The sequence below is a fragment of the Paenibacillus sp. FSL R5-0345 genome, from assembly GCF_000758585.1.
GTDB lineage: Bacteria > Bacillota > Bacilli > Paenibacillales > Paenibacillaceae > Paenibacillus_AQ.
On the sequence record NZ_CP009281.1, the window covers coordinates 1,918,132 to 1,938,075 of the forward strand.

General features: G+C 42.6%; 12 protein-coding genes. 8 read left to right on the top strand and 4 right to left on the bottom strand.

The window, feature by feature from the left end:
• Positions 1 to 98: 98 nt before the first annotated feature.
• The 4 genes from R50345_RS08400 (at position 99) to R50345_RS08415 (ending at position 3,152) form a co-directional block, all read left to right on the top strand.
• On the top strand, positions 99 to 986 hold the full coding sequence (locus R50345_RS08400; RefSeq protein WP_042125674.1) for a hypothetical protein: 888 nt from the start codon (positions 99 to 101) through the stop codon (positions 984 to 986).
• Positions 987 to 1,096: 110 nt separating this feature from the next.
• On the top strand, positions 1,097 to 2,185 hold the full coding sequence (gene serC, locus R50345_RS08405; RefSeq protein WP_042125677.1) for a 3-phosphoserine/phosphohydroxythreonine transaminase: 1,089 nt from the start codon (positions 1,097 to 1,099) through the stop codon (positions 2,183 to 2,185).
• Between the two features lie 123 nt (positions 2,186 to 2,308).
• Positions 2,309 to 2,773: a tRNA (uridine(34)/cytosine(34)/5-carboxymethylaminomethyluridine(34)-2'-O)-methyltransferase TrmL gene (gene trmL / locus R50345_RS08410; protein WP_042125678.1), complete on the top strand. Its 465-nt coding sequence runs from the start codon at positions 2,309 to 2,311 to the stop codon at positions 2,771 to 2,773.
• A 124-nt stretch (positions 2,774 to 2,897) separates the two neighbouring features.
• Positions 2,898 to 3,152: an AbrB/MazE/SpoVT family DNA-binding domain-containing protein gene (locus R50345_RS08415; RefSeq protein ID WP_039871533.1), complete on the top strand. Its 255-nt coding sequence runs from the start codon at positions 2,898 to 2,900 to the stop codon at positions 3,150 to 3,152.
• A gap of 459 nt (positions 3,153 to 3,611) precedes the next feature.
• Here R50345_RS08415 and R50345_RS08420 read toward each other — a convergent pair whose 3' ends face one another.
• A complete protein-coding gene (locus R50345_RS08420) occupies positions 3,612 to 4,676 on the bottom strand; it encodes a phosphodiester glycosidase family protein (RefSeq protein WP_156114754.1) in 1,065 nt (354 codons plus the stop codon).
• On the bottom strand, positions 4,673 to 5,080 hold the full coding sequence (locus R50345_RS08425) for a hypothetical protein (RefSeq protein WP_042125682.1): 408 nt from the start codon (positions 5,078 to 5,080) through the stop codon (positions 4,673 to 4,675). Before R50345_RS08425 ends, R50345_RS08420 begins: the two co-directional genes overlap by 4 nt.
• Before the next feature lie 282 nt (positions 5,081 to 5,362).
• On the opposite strand from R50345_RS08425, the gene R50345_RS08430 reads away from it, so the two are divergent.
• Together R50345_RS08430 and R50345_RS08435 are read left to right on the top strand one after the other, a co-directional pair.
• The gene (locus R50345_RS08430; protein ID WP_042125683.1) at positions 5,363 to 6,019 is read left to right on the top strand and encodes a response regulator transcription factor; all 657 of its coding nucleotides are present in this window, start codon (positions 5,363 to 5,365) and stop codon (positions 6,017 to 6,019) included.
• Positions 6,020 to 6,158: 139 nt separating this feature from the next.
• Positions 6,159 to 7,376, top strand: coding sequence for an aminotransferase-like domain-containing protein (locus tag R50345_RS08435; RefSeq protein WP_042125685.1), 1,218 nt, complete (start codon positions 6,159 to 6,161; stop codon positions 7,374 to 7,376).
• A 775-nt stretch (positions 7,377 to 8,151) separates the two neighbouring features.
• Here the strand turns inward: R50345_RS08435 and R50345_RS31875 are convergent.
• Complete coding sequence (locus R50345_RS31875; RefSeq protein ID WP_042125687.1) at positions 8,152 to 9,081, bottom strand: DUF2161 family putative PD-(D/E)XK-type phosphodiesterase; 930 nt, start codon at positions 9,079 to 9,081, stop codon at positions 8,152 to 8,154.
• 193 nt (positions 9,082 to 9,274) lie between these two features.
• Here R50345_RS31875 and R50345_RS08445 point away from each other — a divergent pair, with 193 nt between their 5' ends.
• The gene (locus R50345_RS08445; RefSeq protein ID WP_042125690.1) at positions 9,275 to 11,170 is read left to right on the top strand and encodes a PrkA family serine protein kinase; all 1,896 of its coding nucleotides are present in this window, start codon (positions 9,275 to 9,277) and stop codon (positions 11,168 to 11,170) included.
• Between the two features lie 119 nt (positions 11,171 to 11,289).
• Here the strand turns inward: R50345_RS08445 and R50345_RS08450 are convergent, their stop codons facing one another.
• On the bottom strand, positions 11,290 to 12,150 hold the full coding sequence (locus R50345_RS08450; RefSeq protein ID WP_042125692.1) for a helix-turn-helix transcriptional regulator: 861 nt from the start codon (positions 12,148 to 12,150) through the stop codon (positions 11,290 to 11,292).
• Positions 12,151 to 12,418: 268 nt separating this feature from the next.
• On the opposite strand from R50345_RS08450, the gene R50345_RS08455 reads away from it, so the two are divergent.
• Positions 12,419 to 19,822, top strand: coding sequence for an endo-alpha-N-acetylgalactosaminidase family protein (locus tag R50345_RS08455; protein WP_042125693.1), 7,404 nt, complete (start codon positions 12,419 to 12,421; stop codon positions 19,820 to 19,822).
• Positions 19,823 to 19,944: the final 122 nt, after the last annotated feature.

Genomic DNA, 19,944 nt, shown 5'->3' on the forward strand with positions numbered 1-19,944 from the left:
TGCAGACTTTTTTTGAAAAAATATAAAAACTAAGCTTCTTCATAGATGATATAATGGGGCTAATTTATTTGTTGAATGATTAAAGGGGCGTGTGAAGGATGGGCTGCAAGCTATCAAATGGCGTATTATCTGTAGATATCGCTGATATTGGAGAAGCATATAAAGGGACTCGTTTTGACTGGACGGGGTTTATCACACAAGTTACGTTAGAAAAAGGTAAGCATACTTTTTGTGTGCCAGAAAGCTTGAAGGAAGGCGAAGGTACTGGCGGAAGTGGACTGTGCAACGAGTTTGGCATTTCCCGGGCAATTGGGTATGATGAAGCACCGATTGGAGGCTGGTTTCCAAAGCCCGGAATCGGACTGTTACAAAAGCAGGACTCGCAGAGCTATAGCTTTCATAACGAGTATCCACTAACCCCCTTTACTGTTGATAGGGAGGTTAAGGATGATTCGGTTTCATATATTATCCAACCGATGGAAAGTAATGGATACGCGATGCTTTTGACCAAAACGATCTCTATAAAGGACGACCAATTAAAAATTGCATATGAATTGCATAACAAAGGGAATAAGCCAATCCAAACCGAGGAGTACATCCACAATTTTATTGGAATTGATGGTTTAAATATAGGTCCGGATTTTGAGTTGCGCCTCCCGAATGGGCTCAAAGTTGAGGAACCGGAATCTCAATACACGAACAATTTGCTAGAGGTATCTGGTAATACCCTTACTTGGTCAGAAGAGCCAGACCGGTCCTTTTATTGCAAGTTGAGTGGCTGGGGAGGACCGGAAGCCGAGTTCAATTGGGAGTTGGTTCATAAGCCTAGTGGAACAGGACTACGTGAAAGCGGAGATTTCCCAGTAGCACGAATGGCGCTATGGGGAGAACGTCATGTGGTCTCTCCTGAAGTTTTTGTGAACATTAGTCTTTTACCGCATGAAAGCAAGTCCTGGAGCCGAACTTATCATTTTTTCACATCTTAATAAGCAGTAATCCAAGCCTTTATGTGAATAATTATACTTGCTGGTGTGTAAGATTATTGCTATCATAAGCGATATCCATATTGATAGGAGAGAAAGGGTGGGGAGTAGTTTTGAATAAGAGAGCATACAATTTTAATGCCGGACCGGCAGCATTGCCGCTTACGGTACTGGAACGCGCACAAGCGGAGTTTGTTGATTTCCGAGAAAGTGGAATGTCTATCATGGAGATGTCGCACCGTGGAGCAATCTACGAATCCGTGCATAATGAAGCGCAGGAACGTCTGCTTTCGCTCCTCGGCAATCCGAAGGGCTATAAGGTATTGTTCGTACAAGGTGGAGCAAGTACACAGTTTGCTATGATTCCTATGAACTTGATCTCTGAGGGCCAAGTAGGTAGTTATGTAATGACAGGAAGTTGGGCTGATAAGGCTTTTAAAGAAGCTAAATTGGTCGGGGGCGCTCATGTAGCCGGTTCTTCAGAAGATAAGAAATTCGTAGCGATTCCAGAGTTAAGCTCGATCAAGGCTGCAGATAATGCGGCTTACCTTCATGTAACTTCCAATGAGACCATCGAAGGAACGCAGTATGCGGAATTCCCAGATGCTGGTTCGATCCCGCTAATTGCAGATATGTCTAGTGATATTCTATGTCGTCCAATCGATGTAAATCAATTTGGAATGATCTATGCTGGAGCTCAGAAGAATCTAGGTCCTTCCGGTGTGACTGTGGTTATCGCTAAAGAAGAATTGCTTGAAGAATCACCTTCTAACATTCCAACAATTATGCGTTACAGTACTCATTATAAAAATAACTCTCTTTACAACACACCTCCATCTTTCTCTGTATACATGGTTAACGAAGTGTTAAAATGGATTGAGGAGCAAGGCGGTCTAGCCGGCATCCAATCCAAGAATCTTGAAAAAGCGGGTCTCTTATACGATCATATCGATGGAAGTGACGGCTTCTACAGTGGTGTTGCTGAGAAGAGCAGCCGCTCCATTATGAATGTTACCTTCCGGATGCAATCGGAAGAACTCGAAAAACGGTTTGTTAAAGCTGCTGAGCTGGAAGGTTTTGTCGGCTTAAAAGGACATCGCAGTGTGGGTGGCTTGCGCGCTTCCATTTACAATGCAGTTCCTTACGAAAGTGTTAAGGCACTTTCTGATTTCATGAACCATTTCCGGCAAACTCAAGGTTAATGAACTCTATCGTAAACCTTCCGCCTATGGGTGGAAGGTTTTCAGTTTGTTTGGAGAAGCTATGGTTATGCACTAGAATAAAACATCTGGCTATCAAGCCTTTAGAGAGGAAGGAACCATATAATGGCACTCCATATCGTATTAGTTGAACCGGAAATCCCGGCCAATACTGGAAACATCGCGCGTACCTGCGCAGCAACAGGCACTCATCTTCACCTGGTTCGCCCACTCGGATTCCGTACAGATGATGCTACATTGAAAAGAGCAGGATTAGATTACTGGCATGCCGTTAACATTGAATATCACGATTCTTTTGCTGAAGTGCTCGAGAAGTATAGCGAGGGACGTTTCTTTTACGCAACAACGAAAGCTGAGAAGAGATATAGTGACTTTGATTTTCAAGATGGAGATTTCTTTGTCTTTGGTAAAGAAACGAAGGGGCTTTCTGCTGAAATTCTGGAAGCCGGAAAAGAAACAAAAATGCGCATGCCAATGAGTGATGCCGTGAGATCGCTAAATTTATCGAATTCTGCGGCTATTATTGTATATGAAGCCCTTCGACAGCTGGATTTTCCGAATCTTGTTTAGAAAAAAGACATTTTTTTTGTTTTTTTCAGCAGGATTCGACATTTTAATAACGAAATATAATGAATGAGCCGAAATAAATAGTAGCTACAAATTATTAGTTGAACAGGAGAGGTGTACGTTAGATATGAAACCTGCTGGTGTAGTTCGCAAAGTGGATCAGCTGGGTAGAATTGTTCTGCCTAAGTCCCTGCGTAAAAGGTATCAGATGAATGAAGGCGACCCGGTTGAAATTTTGGTACAGGGTGACCATATTATCCTGGAGCGCTATCGTCCAAAATGTGTTTTCTGCGGATCAATGGAAGGTGTAAGTGAATATAAAGATCGTTATATTTGCGCTGCATGCCTCTCAGAAATGACCCAATTGCCGAGACACGCCTAGGAAGTACATATTTACTCATTTAGAATTCGACGGCCTATAGTTTTCTAAATAAAGAAACTGCCCCATTCGTAGATATCGTCTACTTTATGCGGCAGTTTTTTTATACAAAAAATGCCTCAGAAGCCAAGAGCCTCTGAAGCATTAGTATAAATATAAGAATTTATATAGATTTCACACCGTAAATTAATCGTGCTGGTTTTCGCAGAAACGGGTACCGCCCCAAAAAGGACGGCAATACCGTTTCTTCTTGCTTATAAGCCTTTTGTTTTGTCGTCGTTGTAAGATGAGGTAAGGATGCCGACCATAAATAACACAAATACGAACGTTACGATCCAAAAGGTTAATGAGAACGACATACTGGCACCTCCATTAGCAAATGTATTCGTTATCAAGATTATAACCTGCAAATCAATAAAAATAAACGCAAATGTGATATGTTGCATAGACATTTTAATATAATCATTCAAAAAACAGGAAATTAGTCGGTACAGCTCTAAGATTTCCGTCCGAAGGTTTGTTGACTACTCTTCCGTTGAAGATAAGTGATGATGATCCTCCACCGTCCAGATTATAAGCATCCATCACGCCCATGTTATATAGCTTGTTCTGAATTTCCTCTAATTGTGCTCCAGAGCTACCTAGCTCATTATAGCCATCTGCTACAAAAATGAGAAGCTGATCATCCTTATAATTACCGATAACTGTACGTGGCGCCCGATTGGGGGAGGTTTTCCACTTTTCAGGGATGGGCACTTTGATGTTGTTCTTCAGTAGAACAGGCACAAAGGTTGCACCGAATACGGGTTCAAGTTGATCTAACTGTGCGCGACTGTAGAATTTTCCGCCGATTAACTGTCCGGACTTGTTCAGTCCTACGAAGCTGAGGTCCTTGAAGGTCGGCTCGAAACCATTGAGATACTTTCCATCAACCACAGTCGTGCTTAACGGGTAGCGTTTTCCGGATTGATCTGCAAAACCGCCTGCATTAATACCAGCAATGGCTCCATTACGCTGTACGGCATGCATAGTTGTTTCCGCACCGGAGGCTGTCTCCGCCAGGCTCATCTTCATAGCGGTCGGATCCTTCAGTTTGATTTTCAAAGCATAAGCTTTGTAGTTTCCTGGATTCAATCGATATAACTCAACTCTAATACGGTCGCTGCTAAGGATCTCAGAAGGGATTCCAAGCTTGGCAGAAATCCGGCGGTTATAGATAAGCTCAGGACGGCTAGCTTGCGTCTGCGCTGTTTCAACCAGCTTATTCATCATAGCAGTGGTTCCTTTATATAGCTTGGCGCTGGCGCTGATTGCATCTATGGTGTAGGATACAGTGCCTTCAGCTAGGGCTAAATCTTTTTTTAGTATGGCTGTTTCATTCAACGGCCCTGAGATAGGTGTGAATTGTCCTACATCAAGATCCAGCTCGATCGGTGGTCGATACCACCACATACATATCAGTAAACCTAGAAAAGGTGCGGTTAGAAGCAAAAAGAAACGGTTTACTCTTTTGACAGGCGTCATCATTTGATCAGATCCATTTGTTTCTTCAAAGCTTCTAACTGTTTGTTAACCTCGTTCAATTGCGTATATAGCTTATTACTATTATCTGTCTTGGCACTAGCATTATCTTTAGTGAAGGTTAATAGTTCGTTAAAACTTTGCACAGTATTCTGCAATTCCTTCACCTCTTCGGTCAGAACGGCAATTTTTGACTCATAGTCGGTCTTCAGAACGGTAAGTTGCTGCTGGCTCTGAGTGCTAAGTTCGCTCAGCACCTGCTGCTTCAAATGGTTCGTGTAGCTGTAAACAGCATATACACCAATTCCAATCATCACGATCCAGAACAGTAAAAACCATTTTACGGAAGGGCCGCTTCTCACAGCAGCACGGCGCGAGTGTACCGGGGACGTTTCCGCTAGCGGTTGCATTTGATCACCTCGGGTTGGTCTTTTTTTCAAGTCCCCATTCTATCAGACTTTGACTAGTTTCGCAAAAATGAAAGAGAGTGTGAAAACTAGAAAAAGTAATTGCATCCTATTAAACTACTGCGATACAATTTCTATAGATTGGAATTCTGATAGACGTACTCAAGGTAACCAGCTAGAGAATAAACGGACAAGTCATCATACTTCCTTGCTTGCGTTTAAACCGGAAACGCTGCGGCGCTTTCCTTTCTGGATTATTATATAAAGCAGGGGGTCTGGGCATTAATGATGAAGGTTTGGCAGGTGGTTATTGTGGGGTGTCATCCTACAAGTATGCTGGGGACGAAATTGATTTTGGAAGAGGGAGGAGAGCTTAAGGTTCTAGGAATGTATTCAACTTGGAACGAAGGCGCTTCCATCGTAAGGGAAAAGAATCCCGAGCTAGTGCTGGCAGATTATCATATGCCTGAAGGTAATATTGAGAGCGTGCTGTTAAATATGAAAAAAAGCTCACCAAACTCACATTTTGTCGTGATGACAGATGAAGACGGCAGGGATCTGCTTCAACCCCTCATAGAGCTGGGAGCGAGCGGGATATTCTCCAAAGGAGCTTCTCCTAATCAGCTTTTACAGCTGATCCTGGGTTTGCGAGTGGGTTTTCTTTCAATGCCGCTAGAATGGATAGAGAAAGGATCCTGGCCGATTTCGACATCTAAAGGACTGGATGATGTTCTTCAATTGACGCAGACAGAGATGTTTATTATGGAGCGAATCGTACAGGGGATTACCTATGATAAAATAGCGCTCGAAATTGCAGTAAGTCGTCGTTCGATTGACAATTACTTGCGCAAAATTTATGTGAAGCTTGATGTTTCGACGCGAGCGCAAGCCATTGAGAAATTTGCTCTCTTCTCAAGACAAAACAGGCAAATCTACGCATAACCCAAGCTATACGACATAATGACGGTAAAGGTGGAATATTCTTGAAATAGAAGAAAGCATATCATGTTGAATGGATAATTGTCCTTGGAAGAGGATCACCAAGCCATTTCTACTTGGTACTAGGGAAGGGGGATTTCGCATGCTTTACCAATTTTCTGCTCGCGCACACACACTGCTATCGTCACCGCTTCTAAGTATTCGCACCCAAACACGGAGAAGCTCCATGATATCGCTTGCTGAAGAATTACCAGCGGAAGAACTGTTCCCGTTATCGCTGCTTGCCGAAGCAGCCTCTACGGTGATATCTGCAGATGCAGGGGCACTTCAATATGGTGATCCTGCAGGGTATGGTCCACTTCGGGAGTGGCTTGCCGGGGATTGGCTCAGAGAAAAGGGGGTAACTGTTACTGAAGGTGGAGTTCTGCTAACAACGGGGAGCCAGCAAGCGATTGATTTGTTATCGCGGGTGTATATTGATCCGGGAGATCGCGTATTGGTAGAAAATCCGACATCTCCAGGATTCTTGCAAACTCTTCGGATGCAAGGCGCCATTATTATTCCCGTAGAGGGTGACTTGGACGGGCTTGATCCAGATCATTTGCGGAGGCAAATTGAACTGCATAAGCCAAAGATGCTGTTCGCAACACCAAGCTTTACGAATCCAAGCGGCATCCTATGGAGTTTAGAGAGACGGCGTGAGGTGCTGGATCTTTGTATCGCCTATAACATCCTGATTGTAGAAGATGACTCATATGGTGATTTACATTTTCAAAAGTATGGTGAACCTTGGGCCACAAGATTTCCATCTTTGTACGCACTGGAAAATATAAGTGACGGCGGACACGTATTATATATCGGTTCGTTCAGCAAGACCGTCGCGCCCGCGCTGCGGACGGGCTGGGCAGCAGGTAGCCGGGAAGTGATCGGGATGATGGCTGCGGCCAAGCAGATGGCAGACTGGCAATCGAGCGCATTAAATCAGCGGCTCTTGCATCATTTGTTGGATGTGACCGCTTTTGATCTTCGCGAGCATATTGCGCAGCTGAATCGAGAATATAACACACGGCTGAAGTTGATGGTGGAGCTGCTTAAACGTCCAGCTTGGAAGGGAAGCTCCTACGATCTGCCGTCAGGAGGCATGTTTCTTTGGGTATCTCCGCCGGAGGGGATGGATGTTATGGCACTGCTGAAATGTGCGCTGGGTAAGGGAGTGGCATTTTTACCGGGACCGCTATGTAGTGTGGATGGGAGCGGAAATCATATACGTCTTAACTTCAGCCATCCCGGCCGGGATGAGCTGCTGCTCGGCATGAATTTAATGAGCGAGGCGGTTAAGGAGTTCACGGCTCGGAGTTAGATTGATGTGGTTGTGAATGAACGGGATGGACTGACAGACGGAGAGACCGGTGAGACAGACGGGATGGGACTTACGGGCGGATATAAGGACAGACATTAGGATTGACGGTGACGGAACGTAGGACTGCTCGAAATGACCATGAATTTTACATCTGGCAGAAGTGAAGTATCGTATGAGACTATTTTTAGGGAGGATTTCCTTAATTATTGAAGATTTAATATTAGTGGTGTTGAATGTAACATCAGGTTTCAAAGGTGAAGGTTTCAGCATTAGCAGCATGTTAAAGTAATAATAGAGGAAATAGTAAATAAGGGTTGTGCTCGAAAGTGTAATAAGCTAATTAAAGTATAGCTTAGAAGAGCTGGACGAGGTACTTGCTTGTGATACTAATAAGAGATGAAGTTGGTACGAAATAATTATAAGTGTGATATGGATGTTATGTGTCACAGTTACGTATTGAGATACGAATACGAATTATGATAAAAATGCAATACGAACATGGCATGTATGACAACAAACGTGATATGAGTGGAATACGAACGTGGTATGAAATTAAATACTAATGTGGCAAGATTGGAATACCTAAAAAGCATCCCGTAGATGGGATGCTTTTTGCGTTATTTAGACATTGTTACGTGTGAATTAGAATAATACGTATAATGACCAAGTAAAAGATTAAATCAGAGTAAAGCTTAGAGCTGAGTAAAAGATTGAAATTCGTGTAAAAGATTTGAATTGAAAGAAGTTTTGCTAAGGATAGGCAAGAAAATTAATGTTAGTGATTGCTGTCATTGGAGGCGCCGCCAGTTATAGCGGCGTATTCCACTAGCGCGGCCTGACCGGCTGGGGTCAGGGTATAGCGCCCACGGCTGACACGGTGGAACCAGCCGTAGTAGTTGTGCTGCAGCATAGCGGCGGCGTTCGGTACGCCGCTATGCTTCCGCAGCTCGGCCGGAGTGATCCCGGCCGAGCGTGCGCTTGAGGCAGCGCTAGGGGCACCGCTTCGCGTGCCAGCCGCCGCTGCCTCCCGTGCTGCCGTGTCCCCGGCAGCACGCCCCTCCGGCGCTGAGCTCAGCGCCGGAGCCTGTGCAGCGGTGCTCGCCGCTGCACGTTTGCCCGCTGCGAGCGAAGCCTTCGCAGCGGCCTTCTCATCAGCGACGGCGGCTTCCGCCTCCGCTGCTTGCAGAGAAAGCGCGACACGCAGCGCTTTCTCGCGGTAGGCCGTCACGAGCTTAACGCGCGTGCTGCCGCCGGTGTTGTAGTCTCCGCTGCGCTCGCGGAACTCATAGAGCAGACGCTCGCGCCGCCGCTTGTTGCTGCGCTGGGCAGGCGGCGTCTCGTCCGGCTCAACGAGCACCTCGACCAGCGGTGCCTTGGTCTTATAAAAAACAACGGTGATCAGCCCGAGACCAAGACGGCGACAAAGTCCGCTAAGCTCGCCCCAGCGCTGGTTAACCGCCCCTTTTTTATCACGGACACGTTCCACTGCGAGATAGACCGTAGGGCTGAGCTTCAGCCGTTCCACCCCTTGCAGCAGCAAGGCCAGGTTGAACGATTTTTTCATCTCCACGATTAGAGGGTGCTCTAAATCCTCACGGATCCCCACCAAATCACAAGTCCGAACCTCACCCTTGATGCTGTATCCTTGCTTTTCAAAAAAAACCTTTAAAGGAGCATACAGCTCCGTTTCATGTCGTACCGCCATAGTGTCACTCCCGTAGCCCATTATTTTCGGGTTTCCATTAAGGTTTTACTGCGATTTCATGATTCTCTATTATAGCACAGCAAAAAAGAGGTCAACTATTCCGCGCTTGCCGCATAGGTATGTAATACACTTTTTAACGCTATAGGAGAGCAAGTAGGAGAGCAAGTAGGAGCGCAAGAGGAGGCAGCGAGCAATGGATATTTTTGAGCGAATAGCTTCGTATCGGGCTGAGAACGACCGTTTGGCGTGGAGCGGGACCTTCAAGCAGTATATAGAAATCTTGAAAAAAGACCCCTCTCCCGCTAAAACCGCTCACTCCCGCGTTTATGACATGATTAAGTCGCATGGCGTAGAGGACATAAACGGACGCAAACGTTATAAGTTTTTTGAACAGGAGATTTTTGGACTGGATCGTGCCGTCGAAAAGTTAGTCGAGGAATATTTTCATTCTGCAGCACGTAGACTCGATGTTCGTAAACGGATTTTATTATTGATGGGACCTGTCAGTGGGGGGAAATCGACCCTAGTCACGCTGCTTAAACGTGGTTTGGAACAGTACTCGCGGACAGATGCGGGTGCGGTATATGCAATAGAGGGCTGCCCGATGCATGAGGACCCGCTACATTTGATCCCCCTGGAGCTTCGTCCAGAGATTGAAAAGGAACTCGGTGTGCGTATTGAGGGCAACTTGTGCCCTTCCTGCCAGATGCGGCTGAGAAATGAATATGCAGGAGATATTGAGCAGGTTAAAGTGGCTCGGGTTATTTTGTCAGAAGAAGAGCGTGTAGGGATTGGTACCTTTAGTCCATCCGATCCAAAGTCGCAAGATATCGCCGATTTGACAGGAAGTATCGACTTTTCGACCATTACTGAATTTGGTTCGGAATCCGATCCACGCGCTTACCGTTTTGACGGAGAGTTGAACAAAGCTAACCGTGGGCTGATGGAATTTCAAGAAATGCTCAAATGCGACGAAAAGTTTCTATGGAACCTGCTGTCACTGACGCAAGAAGGCAATTTCAAGGCTGGCCGGTTCGCACTGATCAGTGCGGACGAAATGATCATTGCGCACACCAATGAAACCGAGTATAAGTCGTTTATTTCTAATAAAAAGAATGAAGCACTCCAGTCCCGTATGATTGTTATGCCTGTTCCGTATAACCTCAGGGTATCGGAAGAGGAAAAAATCTACGCGAAGCTGATCGCTCAGAGTGATATGAATCATGTGCATATTGCACCGCATGCGCTACGTGCCGCTGCGATTTTCTCGATCCTGACCCGTTTGAAAGAAAGCAAAAAACAAGGCATGGATCTGATCAAAAAGCTCCGCATGTATGATGGTGAAGAGGTAGAGGGCTACAAAGAAGCAGATCTCAAGGAAATGCAAACGGAGTATTTAGATGAAGGTATGTCCGGAATTGATCCGCGGTATGTTATCAACCGGATTTCCAGCGCTTTGATCAAAGGTGATCTGCAGTGCATGAACGCACTGGATGTGCTGCGGGCAATTAAAGACGGCCTGGATCAGCATCCATCGATTACTAAAGAGGAACGGGAGCGTTATTTGAACTTCATCTCCATTGCTCGTAAGGAATATGATATTTTGGCAAAAAGCGAAGTGCAAAAGGCCTTTGTCTACTCCTTTGAGGAATCTGCTAAGACATTATTTGAGAATTATCTCGATAATATCGAAGCCTTCTGCAATTGGTCCAAAATCCGTGATCCGCTTACGGATGAGGAAATGGAGCCGGATGAGCGGTTAATGCGTTCGATTGAAGAACAAATCGGTATCTCTGAGAATGCGAAAAAAGCGTTCCGTGAAGAGATCCTGATCCGGATTTCCGCTTATTCACGCAAAGGGAAGAAATTTGAGTACAACAACCACGACCGCCTGCGGGAAGCGATTGAGAAGAAGCTATTCACTGATCTCAAAGATATCGTCAAAATTACCACCTCGTCCAAAACGCCGGATGAAAGCCAGCTCAAACGGATCAACGAGGTATGCGCCAGACTTATTGACGGGCACCATTATTGCCCAATTTGCGCCAATGAGCTGCTGAAGTATGTGGGAAGCTTGCTGAATCGGTAAGCATCAGGATGAACATTGGGTAGTAAGAATAACAGATATACAATGAAAATGAGCTGTGCTCGAAGTCGATTATGACGGAGCAAGCTCATTTTTTTTGTTATATAGATATAATTATTAACCTATATATCTTTCGTACGAAGATTTTTATATTCCTTTGGAGTAACGCCGCTGTATTTTTTAAATACGGTTGAGAAGTATTGTGCACTAGAAAATTGGAGTTTTGAGGATATTTCTGTGATGGAGAGTTCTGTATTACATATGTAATTCATGGCTTTATCAATTTTTGTGATACAAAGATAATCGTTCACTGATATATTCACGTATTGTTTGAAAATTTTCGATAGGTATCGGGTAGTTATATTACAGTTGCTAGCGATATCGTCTAGTGTGATATTGTTTTCTACATTTTGTCTAATGAAATGGATAGCTCGAATTGCTATGGGATTATTTATTCTGAATACTTTACGAACACTTTTTTCAATCTCGCGAGATAATAGAAACAGTAATTCGTAGATATAAATATTTGCTAGCGACTTGTGGTACATATTTACTTCAGTATTTACTTCTTCGCAAATACGATCCACACATGAAAGAATCTGTTTCGTATATGGATGGAAGGTATAGGCTATATGTCTATCTGACATATAATGTAAAAATCTGATATATTCATTTACTTTGGGGTCTGCTGCAATAAAGTTTTCTGGAGAAAAGTGAACTTGTAGGAAGACGGCTTCTTGATCTGATTTTACATGAAAAGAGTGAATCATATGAGGGAAGATGACCATTATTTCACCTTTATGAACGGTAATCCTCTCACCATTAATAATGATGTCACATTCTCCTTCTTTCATTAAACAGATTTCCAGATTCTCATGGCAATGAGGTCCAAAAAAATAACCTGGTTTCAAGGTGCGCTCTAATGCATTATAGATTAATTCCTGATCAGACTCATGATATAAGAGATCAACAACTCGGTTCATAATAATCGCCCCTGATAGTATTCAGACATTTGTGTCAAAATTCACCACTTATTATCACTCAGTGTATCATTGAAACTATTAACATTCCAGAACTAATGTGGGGCGTATGGGTAGAATAATAATTGATTTTAGTTCTGTATTTCAAACGGATTTTTCAATATTGGTTATATTTTGAAAGTATAAATCGAATAAAATTGTTAAAATCAAAAATGTATTTGAAAGCGTTTTAATTTATATCCAATAGACTATTATAAGGGGGAAAGGTACGATGCGAAAAAAGGTTGCGAAAAAGATTTATCGATTCATGATTTGGATGATGATTTTTTTAATGGCTACAAGTCAATCAATCATATATCCAAGAAGTACGTCTTATGCTGCTGAAGGAGAAATTGGTGATTCGTTAAGTGCAGTTCACGAACAAGTAATTAAACGTATTTCTCCAACAAATGTTCAAACTTCCGTTGGTGAACCACCAGAACTCCCTTCGGTAGTACAAGCAGTTTACAACGATGATTCCATCGGCGAAGTAATGGTTAGCTGGGATGAAATCGATCCTTTAAGTTATGCGAAGGTGGGCACTTTTAACGTAGAGGGAAATGTTAAAGCCTCGGATGTCAAAGCAGAAGCGACTATTACGGTAACGGATACACAAGAGGGAACAATTGAAGAGGCGAACATAGAGGACTTCTTAAATGACATCAAATTAAATGTTCCTGAGGGTCAAGGGGCAGTATCGTATACAAATAATTATCAGTCAATGGAACCGGAACCAATGACGTTCGTTAAAGGAGCAGGAACAACTTCTGTAAATAATGGACTAACCATTGCGATAACTAAAGTGGATGGCGGTGGAGCCATTGCAACATGGGATAAAGCTCCATGGCTATCTGCCGGAATTATTGATACAACGATGCGCTATACAAGTTCAGTTTCAAGTAATGTTGGTTTTGTTATCGGATCAAATGATACGAATCAAGGGGTGTCTATCCGTTACGATGCCAATACAGATTGGGTAATTCAAAGTCCGGATGGTTCAGGCAATTGGGAAGTATTCGAGGGTCCTGAACTGAAGACAGATATAGATTATCGAATACAAATCGGCTTTCATGGTACGAAGCTCGTGGTTATAGTAGACGGAGTGACATACTACAATAAGGATACGGATTTATTGAATCAGTCGACAGGGATTGGTCAGGTAGGTCTATATAAACGTTTTGCAACAGGAAATGTCTCTATTAAAGAGTTACGTATTGCAGGTGTAGGTACAAAAGATAAACCTTCAAATGTCATTGATTATGTTCAAGACTATGAAGATCCTAATTATATACCTCATTGGTCAGGTTTAAATGCTCAAGTAGTGACCGATCTTACGGGTAATAAAGTTCTTTCTCTGAAAAAAGGCACAAAAGAACGGGGTGTAGATCTAGATTCCCCACAAATTCAAGAGGGTACACTCTCGTTAGATTTCAAGCTGATTAATCCAGCAAAACTAGGTAGCGGTCAAGGCTTTGCGTTTGGTTTTAGAATGAATGAAACGGCGAGCATATTCAACGAGATTGGGGTTGACCCTAGCATCTGGATACCAGAGTCTAACTCGGGTTGGGGAAGTAAATTAAATATTCCTTACCCGATCCAAGGCAGATGGAATAATCTCATGTTCAATTTTAAAGGGAAAACAATCACGGTATTTCTGAATAAAAAGGAGATCGGTGATATTACTTTTGCGCAATTCTCAGAAGTAGCTGGGTACTTTGGTCTTCGAATTCGAAGTACGGTAGAATTGCAGATTGATAATATACACTATACAAATCAGATCATAAAACCCAAACAAATTATTCAGTATAGTAATGATTTTCAAGACAGTATAACAGGTGACTGGAGTAACGGTGCAACGTCTACCATTATTACAGAAGGCAGCAACCGAATTCTAAAGTTATCTGGTCTGAATGGTGAAACATGGAATACTGATGCTCCGCTCCTACAGAGCGCGACTTATATGGCTAGTGTGAAACCTACGAATACCAATATCGGATTTGCTATTGGTAACAATGCTCTAATTACATTTGATGGTGCGAAATGGATTTTGAAAAAGGGTAACACCATCATTGATTTTGGTGCATCTGGTACTAGTACTAGTAGTTCAAATCCTAAACCTTTCGTCTGGAATAAAGTGGGTTTACAATATTCCGACTCCTCTGTAACCCTAAGCATTAACGGGGCTGAATTGTATGCAAGCTTACCGGCAGGACAGCAATTCGGAGAAGGACGTTTTGGGGTTGTTGCTCAGGATACCATATATATCGATAATATTCTTTTTACCGAAGAGTTTATGGATATGAATACTTCTACACAAACGGACAAAATGATTTACGAGGAATATTATGAAGGTAATTCTCAGCTTAATTGGGATGGATATCATGCGACACCGCAAGTTATAGATGGATATTTGACAGGTACTATTGATGCTGGAGCAACTGCTTTTAATAGAGATATAACAGCAGTATCTAATGGAATCTATCAAGTGAAAATGAAGAGTGATGGTCAAGTTGGTGTTAAACTGGGCAATATCACCATATATCAGGAGAGCGCGGGAAAATGGAAATATCAGTTAGAAGGTAGCGAAGCTGCTATTGGCAATGCTGATGCCATTGCAATAAGCAAAGATTATATTTTACGTGTGCAGGTCATTGAGAAGGAAATAAGCCTATATATAAATGGAGTATTGGTCGGTAATGTACCAGTATCTGCATATTCCCCAGGAGCATTTGGCTTATATAACACAACTGATGCTGCAATTAAGGTGAATGTAGATGCAATAACCGCAGAAGAAATCAGAGTATACCAACCAAATTATTCAGCACAGAATTGGGGCTCTCTGGATAGTAGTAATCCGGTGGTAGAGAGTAACGGAGATGGTCAAATTCAATTGAACATGCCAGGTGTAGCACTAGCCGTGGATAAGGATAGTCCTAAATTGATGGATCAGAAGGTTACTTTTGATTACAAAACAAATGTAGACGCTGGAGCAACTGGTGGGCGATATGGATTTATATTAAGAGGATCCACGGATAATGCATATGTATCGGTTAATCATGACATTAACGGTGTTTGGAAATTGTTTGCAAATGGAAACGAGGCTACTTTCTCAAACTCATATGAGATGCTAGCCGATACACTTTATCATATCGAACTTCGTTTAGTAGGAACAACCATAAGCTTCAAGATTACGGACCCCGATGGCGTGACAACGGATATGGGATCGGTATCTGAAGAAGAAATGACTATGCAGCCAGGTTGGCTTGGACTTCGATCTTGGTATGGAAGTAAAAAGATGACAGTGAGCAATGTAAAGATGGTAGAGCTAGAGTCACTACCTAAGCTTCAGGTTGCCTCAGAGACAGATACGATCACTAAAGATGGTTTAAACGTTACAGTATATAAAGATTTCCCGGGTATTGTTGAATATCAAGTTGATGAACGTAAACTACAGGCTAGCGAGGAGCAAACGAATAGTCTGAAGATCAACAATATGGATTATGTGCCTCGCACCATATCTAATAAAGAGAGCGATAGTAAGTATCAGTATACAATGATGATTGACGAGATTGGTGTTGTCATCGAAGCACATATTGAGGCGAAAGCGAATCATATCGTACGTTTTGAAATTGATAAAATAACTGAAAAACCGGATGGGTTTGTTGTCCGTTCGATTCAAATTAACAATTCTCTAATCCATGTGAATAGCGCTATGGAAAATGCAACGTATGCATGGAGTAAATCGGATGGAGCATGGCACGGATTAACAGAAGAACTGGTCGATAACATGAATCTTATGAAACAGAGTAGCGCTTCAGGCGTTACGATGGCTATGGTGAGCGGAAATGGCTTGGGAGCATCGATTGAAGACAATGTAATCAGCGGTGGCAATAAAATGATTGTGACCACGGAAAAGAAACCACTTGTCAATAAAGTGACAGTGAAGCCGGGTACTTGGACGTATCGCCATCTTCAAAGTAATGAAACGGAAGAACTGCCTTGGTATGAGGTAGTTGTGACAAATGATCGGAATAATGACGGTAAAACAGATTGGCAGGATGCAGCTGTTGCTTATCGGACGAATATTTTTAAGGAGCCATTTGGTGCTCGGGATATGCAGAACAATATGATGTACATCGCATTCAACTTTGCTAGCCAGGCAAATGATCCTTTCTTGAATTCGTTGGATACGGGTAAAATTCTGTACAATTATACTGATGGCTTTGGACAGATGATTCTTCATAAGGGATATCAGGCAGAGGGCCATGATGATGATATTCCATCCTATTCCAACATTGGTGTGAGGCAGGGTGGATTGGATGAATTAAACTATCTCATCAATGAGGGCGATAAGTATAATCTTAACGTGGGTGTTCATCTCAATGCAACAGAGTATCAACTTGATGCTAACGAACTGAATTATTCCAACTTAAATGGAGCATCATCAAAAGGGCCGACAGTAGATAGGCTTTCCGGAGGTTGGGATTGGATTGATACGTCTTATTATGTTGATCAGACGAAGGATGTCTTGAGTGGGAATCTAGAGTCACGGTTCAAAAACTTATTTAATCTGACGAAGGATTCTTTGAGCCCGAATGATCCTACATTAGACTTCTTCTATATTGATGTGTATACAGGCAATGATTACAATGCCTATAAATTGCTGCAATACGCTAATAATCTTGGACTAAAAGTAGGAACGGAATTTGCCGGCCCATTAGAGCCCGGTGTGGATTTTGTTCACTGGGGTCCAGATTTAGGATATCCGAATAAGGGGAATTCTAGCATTCTATCAAGAATAGTGAAGAATAATCTAGATATTTTCGTTGGAAATGCCTTATTCAAAGGACAAAAAATACCAGGTGTGACAACGTGGGGAGATTCCAAACCGGATGTACAGCAAGGTGTAACTGTATTCTTTAACGAAGTATTACCTACGAAGTTCATGCAACATTTTGGTGTTATGAAATATGAAGAGGATAAAATTACGTTTGATAACGAAGTGATCTCTAAGAGAAATAAATTAACGAATATGATTGAGTTATCTAAAAATGGCAAGCTTATATCTTCTTGGAAAGATACGGGGACGACAACAGACGAATCAGAGCGTCATACTGGTGAAGCGAATTCGTTAATTCCTTGGGTTTGGGATATGAAGACCAATAAGATCTTGGGTGTAAACGAAGGTGCAAGACTATATCACTGGAATACAACAGGCAACGCGACAACTTGGCAGTTGACGGATGAATTTAAAGATGTGAGCCAATTCAATATGTATGAGCTGACACAACAAGGCAAAGTGTTAGTCGATACAGTTGTTGCTCATGATGGATCTCTCACGATAAATAAGGCTAAGAAAAATACACCTTATGTGCTTTATCCTACATCAGCGGATGCTCTAGTATTGGTCCCTGCTGCAACAAATTGGGGTGAAGGCAGTCTTATTAAGGATTTCGCCTTTAATTCTGAGCAATTGAATGTTCCAGGTTCCTGGACAGCTGATGATCTAAGTAATATTACAATCAAGACAGTGCAAGGTGATCGCGAATACGATACCAGCAAAGAAATGAACAAATCGAATTGGAATAAATACGCTGAGGTTGGAAACAAAGCGGGTATCTTGTCTCAGGAAATTAATGGACTACAGCCTGGTGAGGATTATACTGTCGGGGTGTGGACTCAGACGGAGAAAGGAAGAAAATCTTCTCTGCAGGTTACAATTAACGGTAAAACCTATTCTAATCATGTGACAGGGCAGGACGGTATCCATAACTCATCCTTCAAGTATGTCGATACAACATGGCAGAGAATGAATGTTGAATTTAAGGTTCCTGAAGGTGTTACTACTGCAACAGTGAAGTTGCTAGCTGATTCAGGAGTTGGTACTGTACAATTTGATGATGTTCGTATTTGGAAGCATACGTCAGTGGAGAAGGATCCTACGAATAAAAATTATGTTGTGTATGAGGATTTCGAGAATGTGTATGAAGGTTGGGGTCCATTTGAGTATGGTGGTGGGTCTAGACAAATTCATATTGCAACTGACCAAAGTAATCCACACGATAACAATCCTATCGTTCAGGCAGCTGAGAACAAAGTTGGTCCTGTGATGACTTGGGTTCTGAATGGTGAAAACTCGCTAAAAATGAATGAAACAGATGTGGGTAAACTCATTAAAACAAACGAATCTAGCGTGAAATTGAAGCCAAATAAAGAATATGAGTTAGGATTTATCTATACTTCAGAAACGAATGTTGGTTATGAAGTGTCGGTACAATCACGTTCTTCAAAAGAGATTGTATTAAAGGAAACGCTAGGTAATTTAACCAATCCAGGCAATAAAGCTGGAGAAAATGGCGGTTATATCACATTCAAGCAAAGCTTTACAACCGGTAATCAGGATGATTATCAAGTAATTTTCAAAATGATTACCAAAGGTTCGGGAAAAGCTACATCTGATTTTGCTTTTATTCTAGATGATTTTTATATTAAGGGAAGTAATCTAGACATCTCTAAAGATCTTCTTCAACAAACGATTACCGATGCAGCAGCATTAAAGAGTTCAGATTATTCATCTGAAACCTGGGCAATCGTTGCGGCTGCTCTGGATAAAGCGGAGAAGATTCTGAAGGATCCTAGCGCTACGATTACTTCACTAGATGAAATGCGAGTAGAGCTTGAAAATGCGATAAAAAGTCTTGAATTCGCTCTTAGCATTGTAGCTATAGAGGATGTAAAGATTGAAACCGAAGTTGGCTCCGCGCCGAAACTGCCTGCGGAAGTAACTGTGACCCTGAGCAATCATACGATACAGAAAACGTTGGTTGTATGGGATGAGATTCATTCTTCGAGTTATGCACAAGCGGGGAGCTTCCATGTAAAAGGCACGGTTGCTGGGACTGATATGAAAGCAATAGCGATTGTAACGGTCAAAGCAAAGGAAAGTAATCAATCAGGGACAGATTCTGGCAATGTTTCTGACCCAAGTTCTAACCCAAGTTCTAATCCAAGTTCAGGTGCGAAACCGGAGACTACTCCAAATCCAGGAACCGGCTCAGATCAAGGATCTGGAATCAAACCTAAATCCTTTATCGATACCGTGGGTCACTGGGCAAATAAGGATATTCAGGCTTTGGTGAGTAAAGGTATCTTGAGGGGTGTCACAGATCAGAATTTTGCTCCGGACAAGACGATTAATCGTTCTGAAATCGCAGCGATCCTGGCACGAGCTCTAGGTCTTGAAGTAAAAGGGTCAACGTCATTTAAGGATGTGCCGCAAGATAAATGGTACAGCGATAGTGTTATTGCTACGGCAGATGCTGGGTTGATTAAAGGGTATGAAGGTAATTTGTTTGATCCGACGAAACCTCTAAGCCGTCAGGAAATGGCAGTTATTATGGCAAGAGTACTTGAATTGAAGGGGAAATCTCCTAAAATATCAGATGCTTCACAAGCTGTACTAGCTACGTATATAGATGCGGATCAGGCAGGGATATGGTCTAAGCAGGCATTGGCTACTTGCATCGAATTGGGTCTAATCCAAGGGACCCCTGATCATAAACTCAATCCGAAGAGTAATCTGACTCGTGCGGAAGCTGCAGTCATGATCAGCAGATTATTAACGTATTTAGGTTAGGAATATTCAATCGAATTGGTAAAAGTGAAAAAGGGATGTAGTGGCTTAATCAGGCTGCTTCATCCTTTTTTTGCGCTTATTAAAGAGAAAGAAAAGGGGTTGAACATAGCTCAGCAAAACAG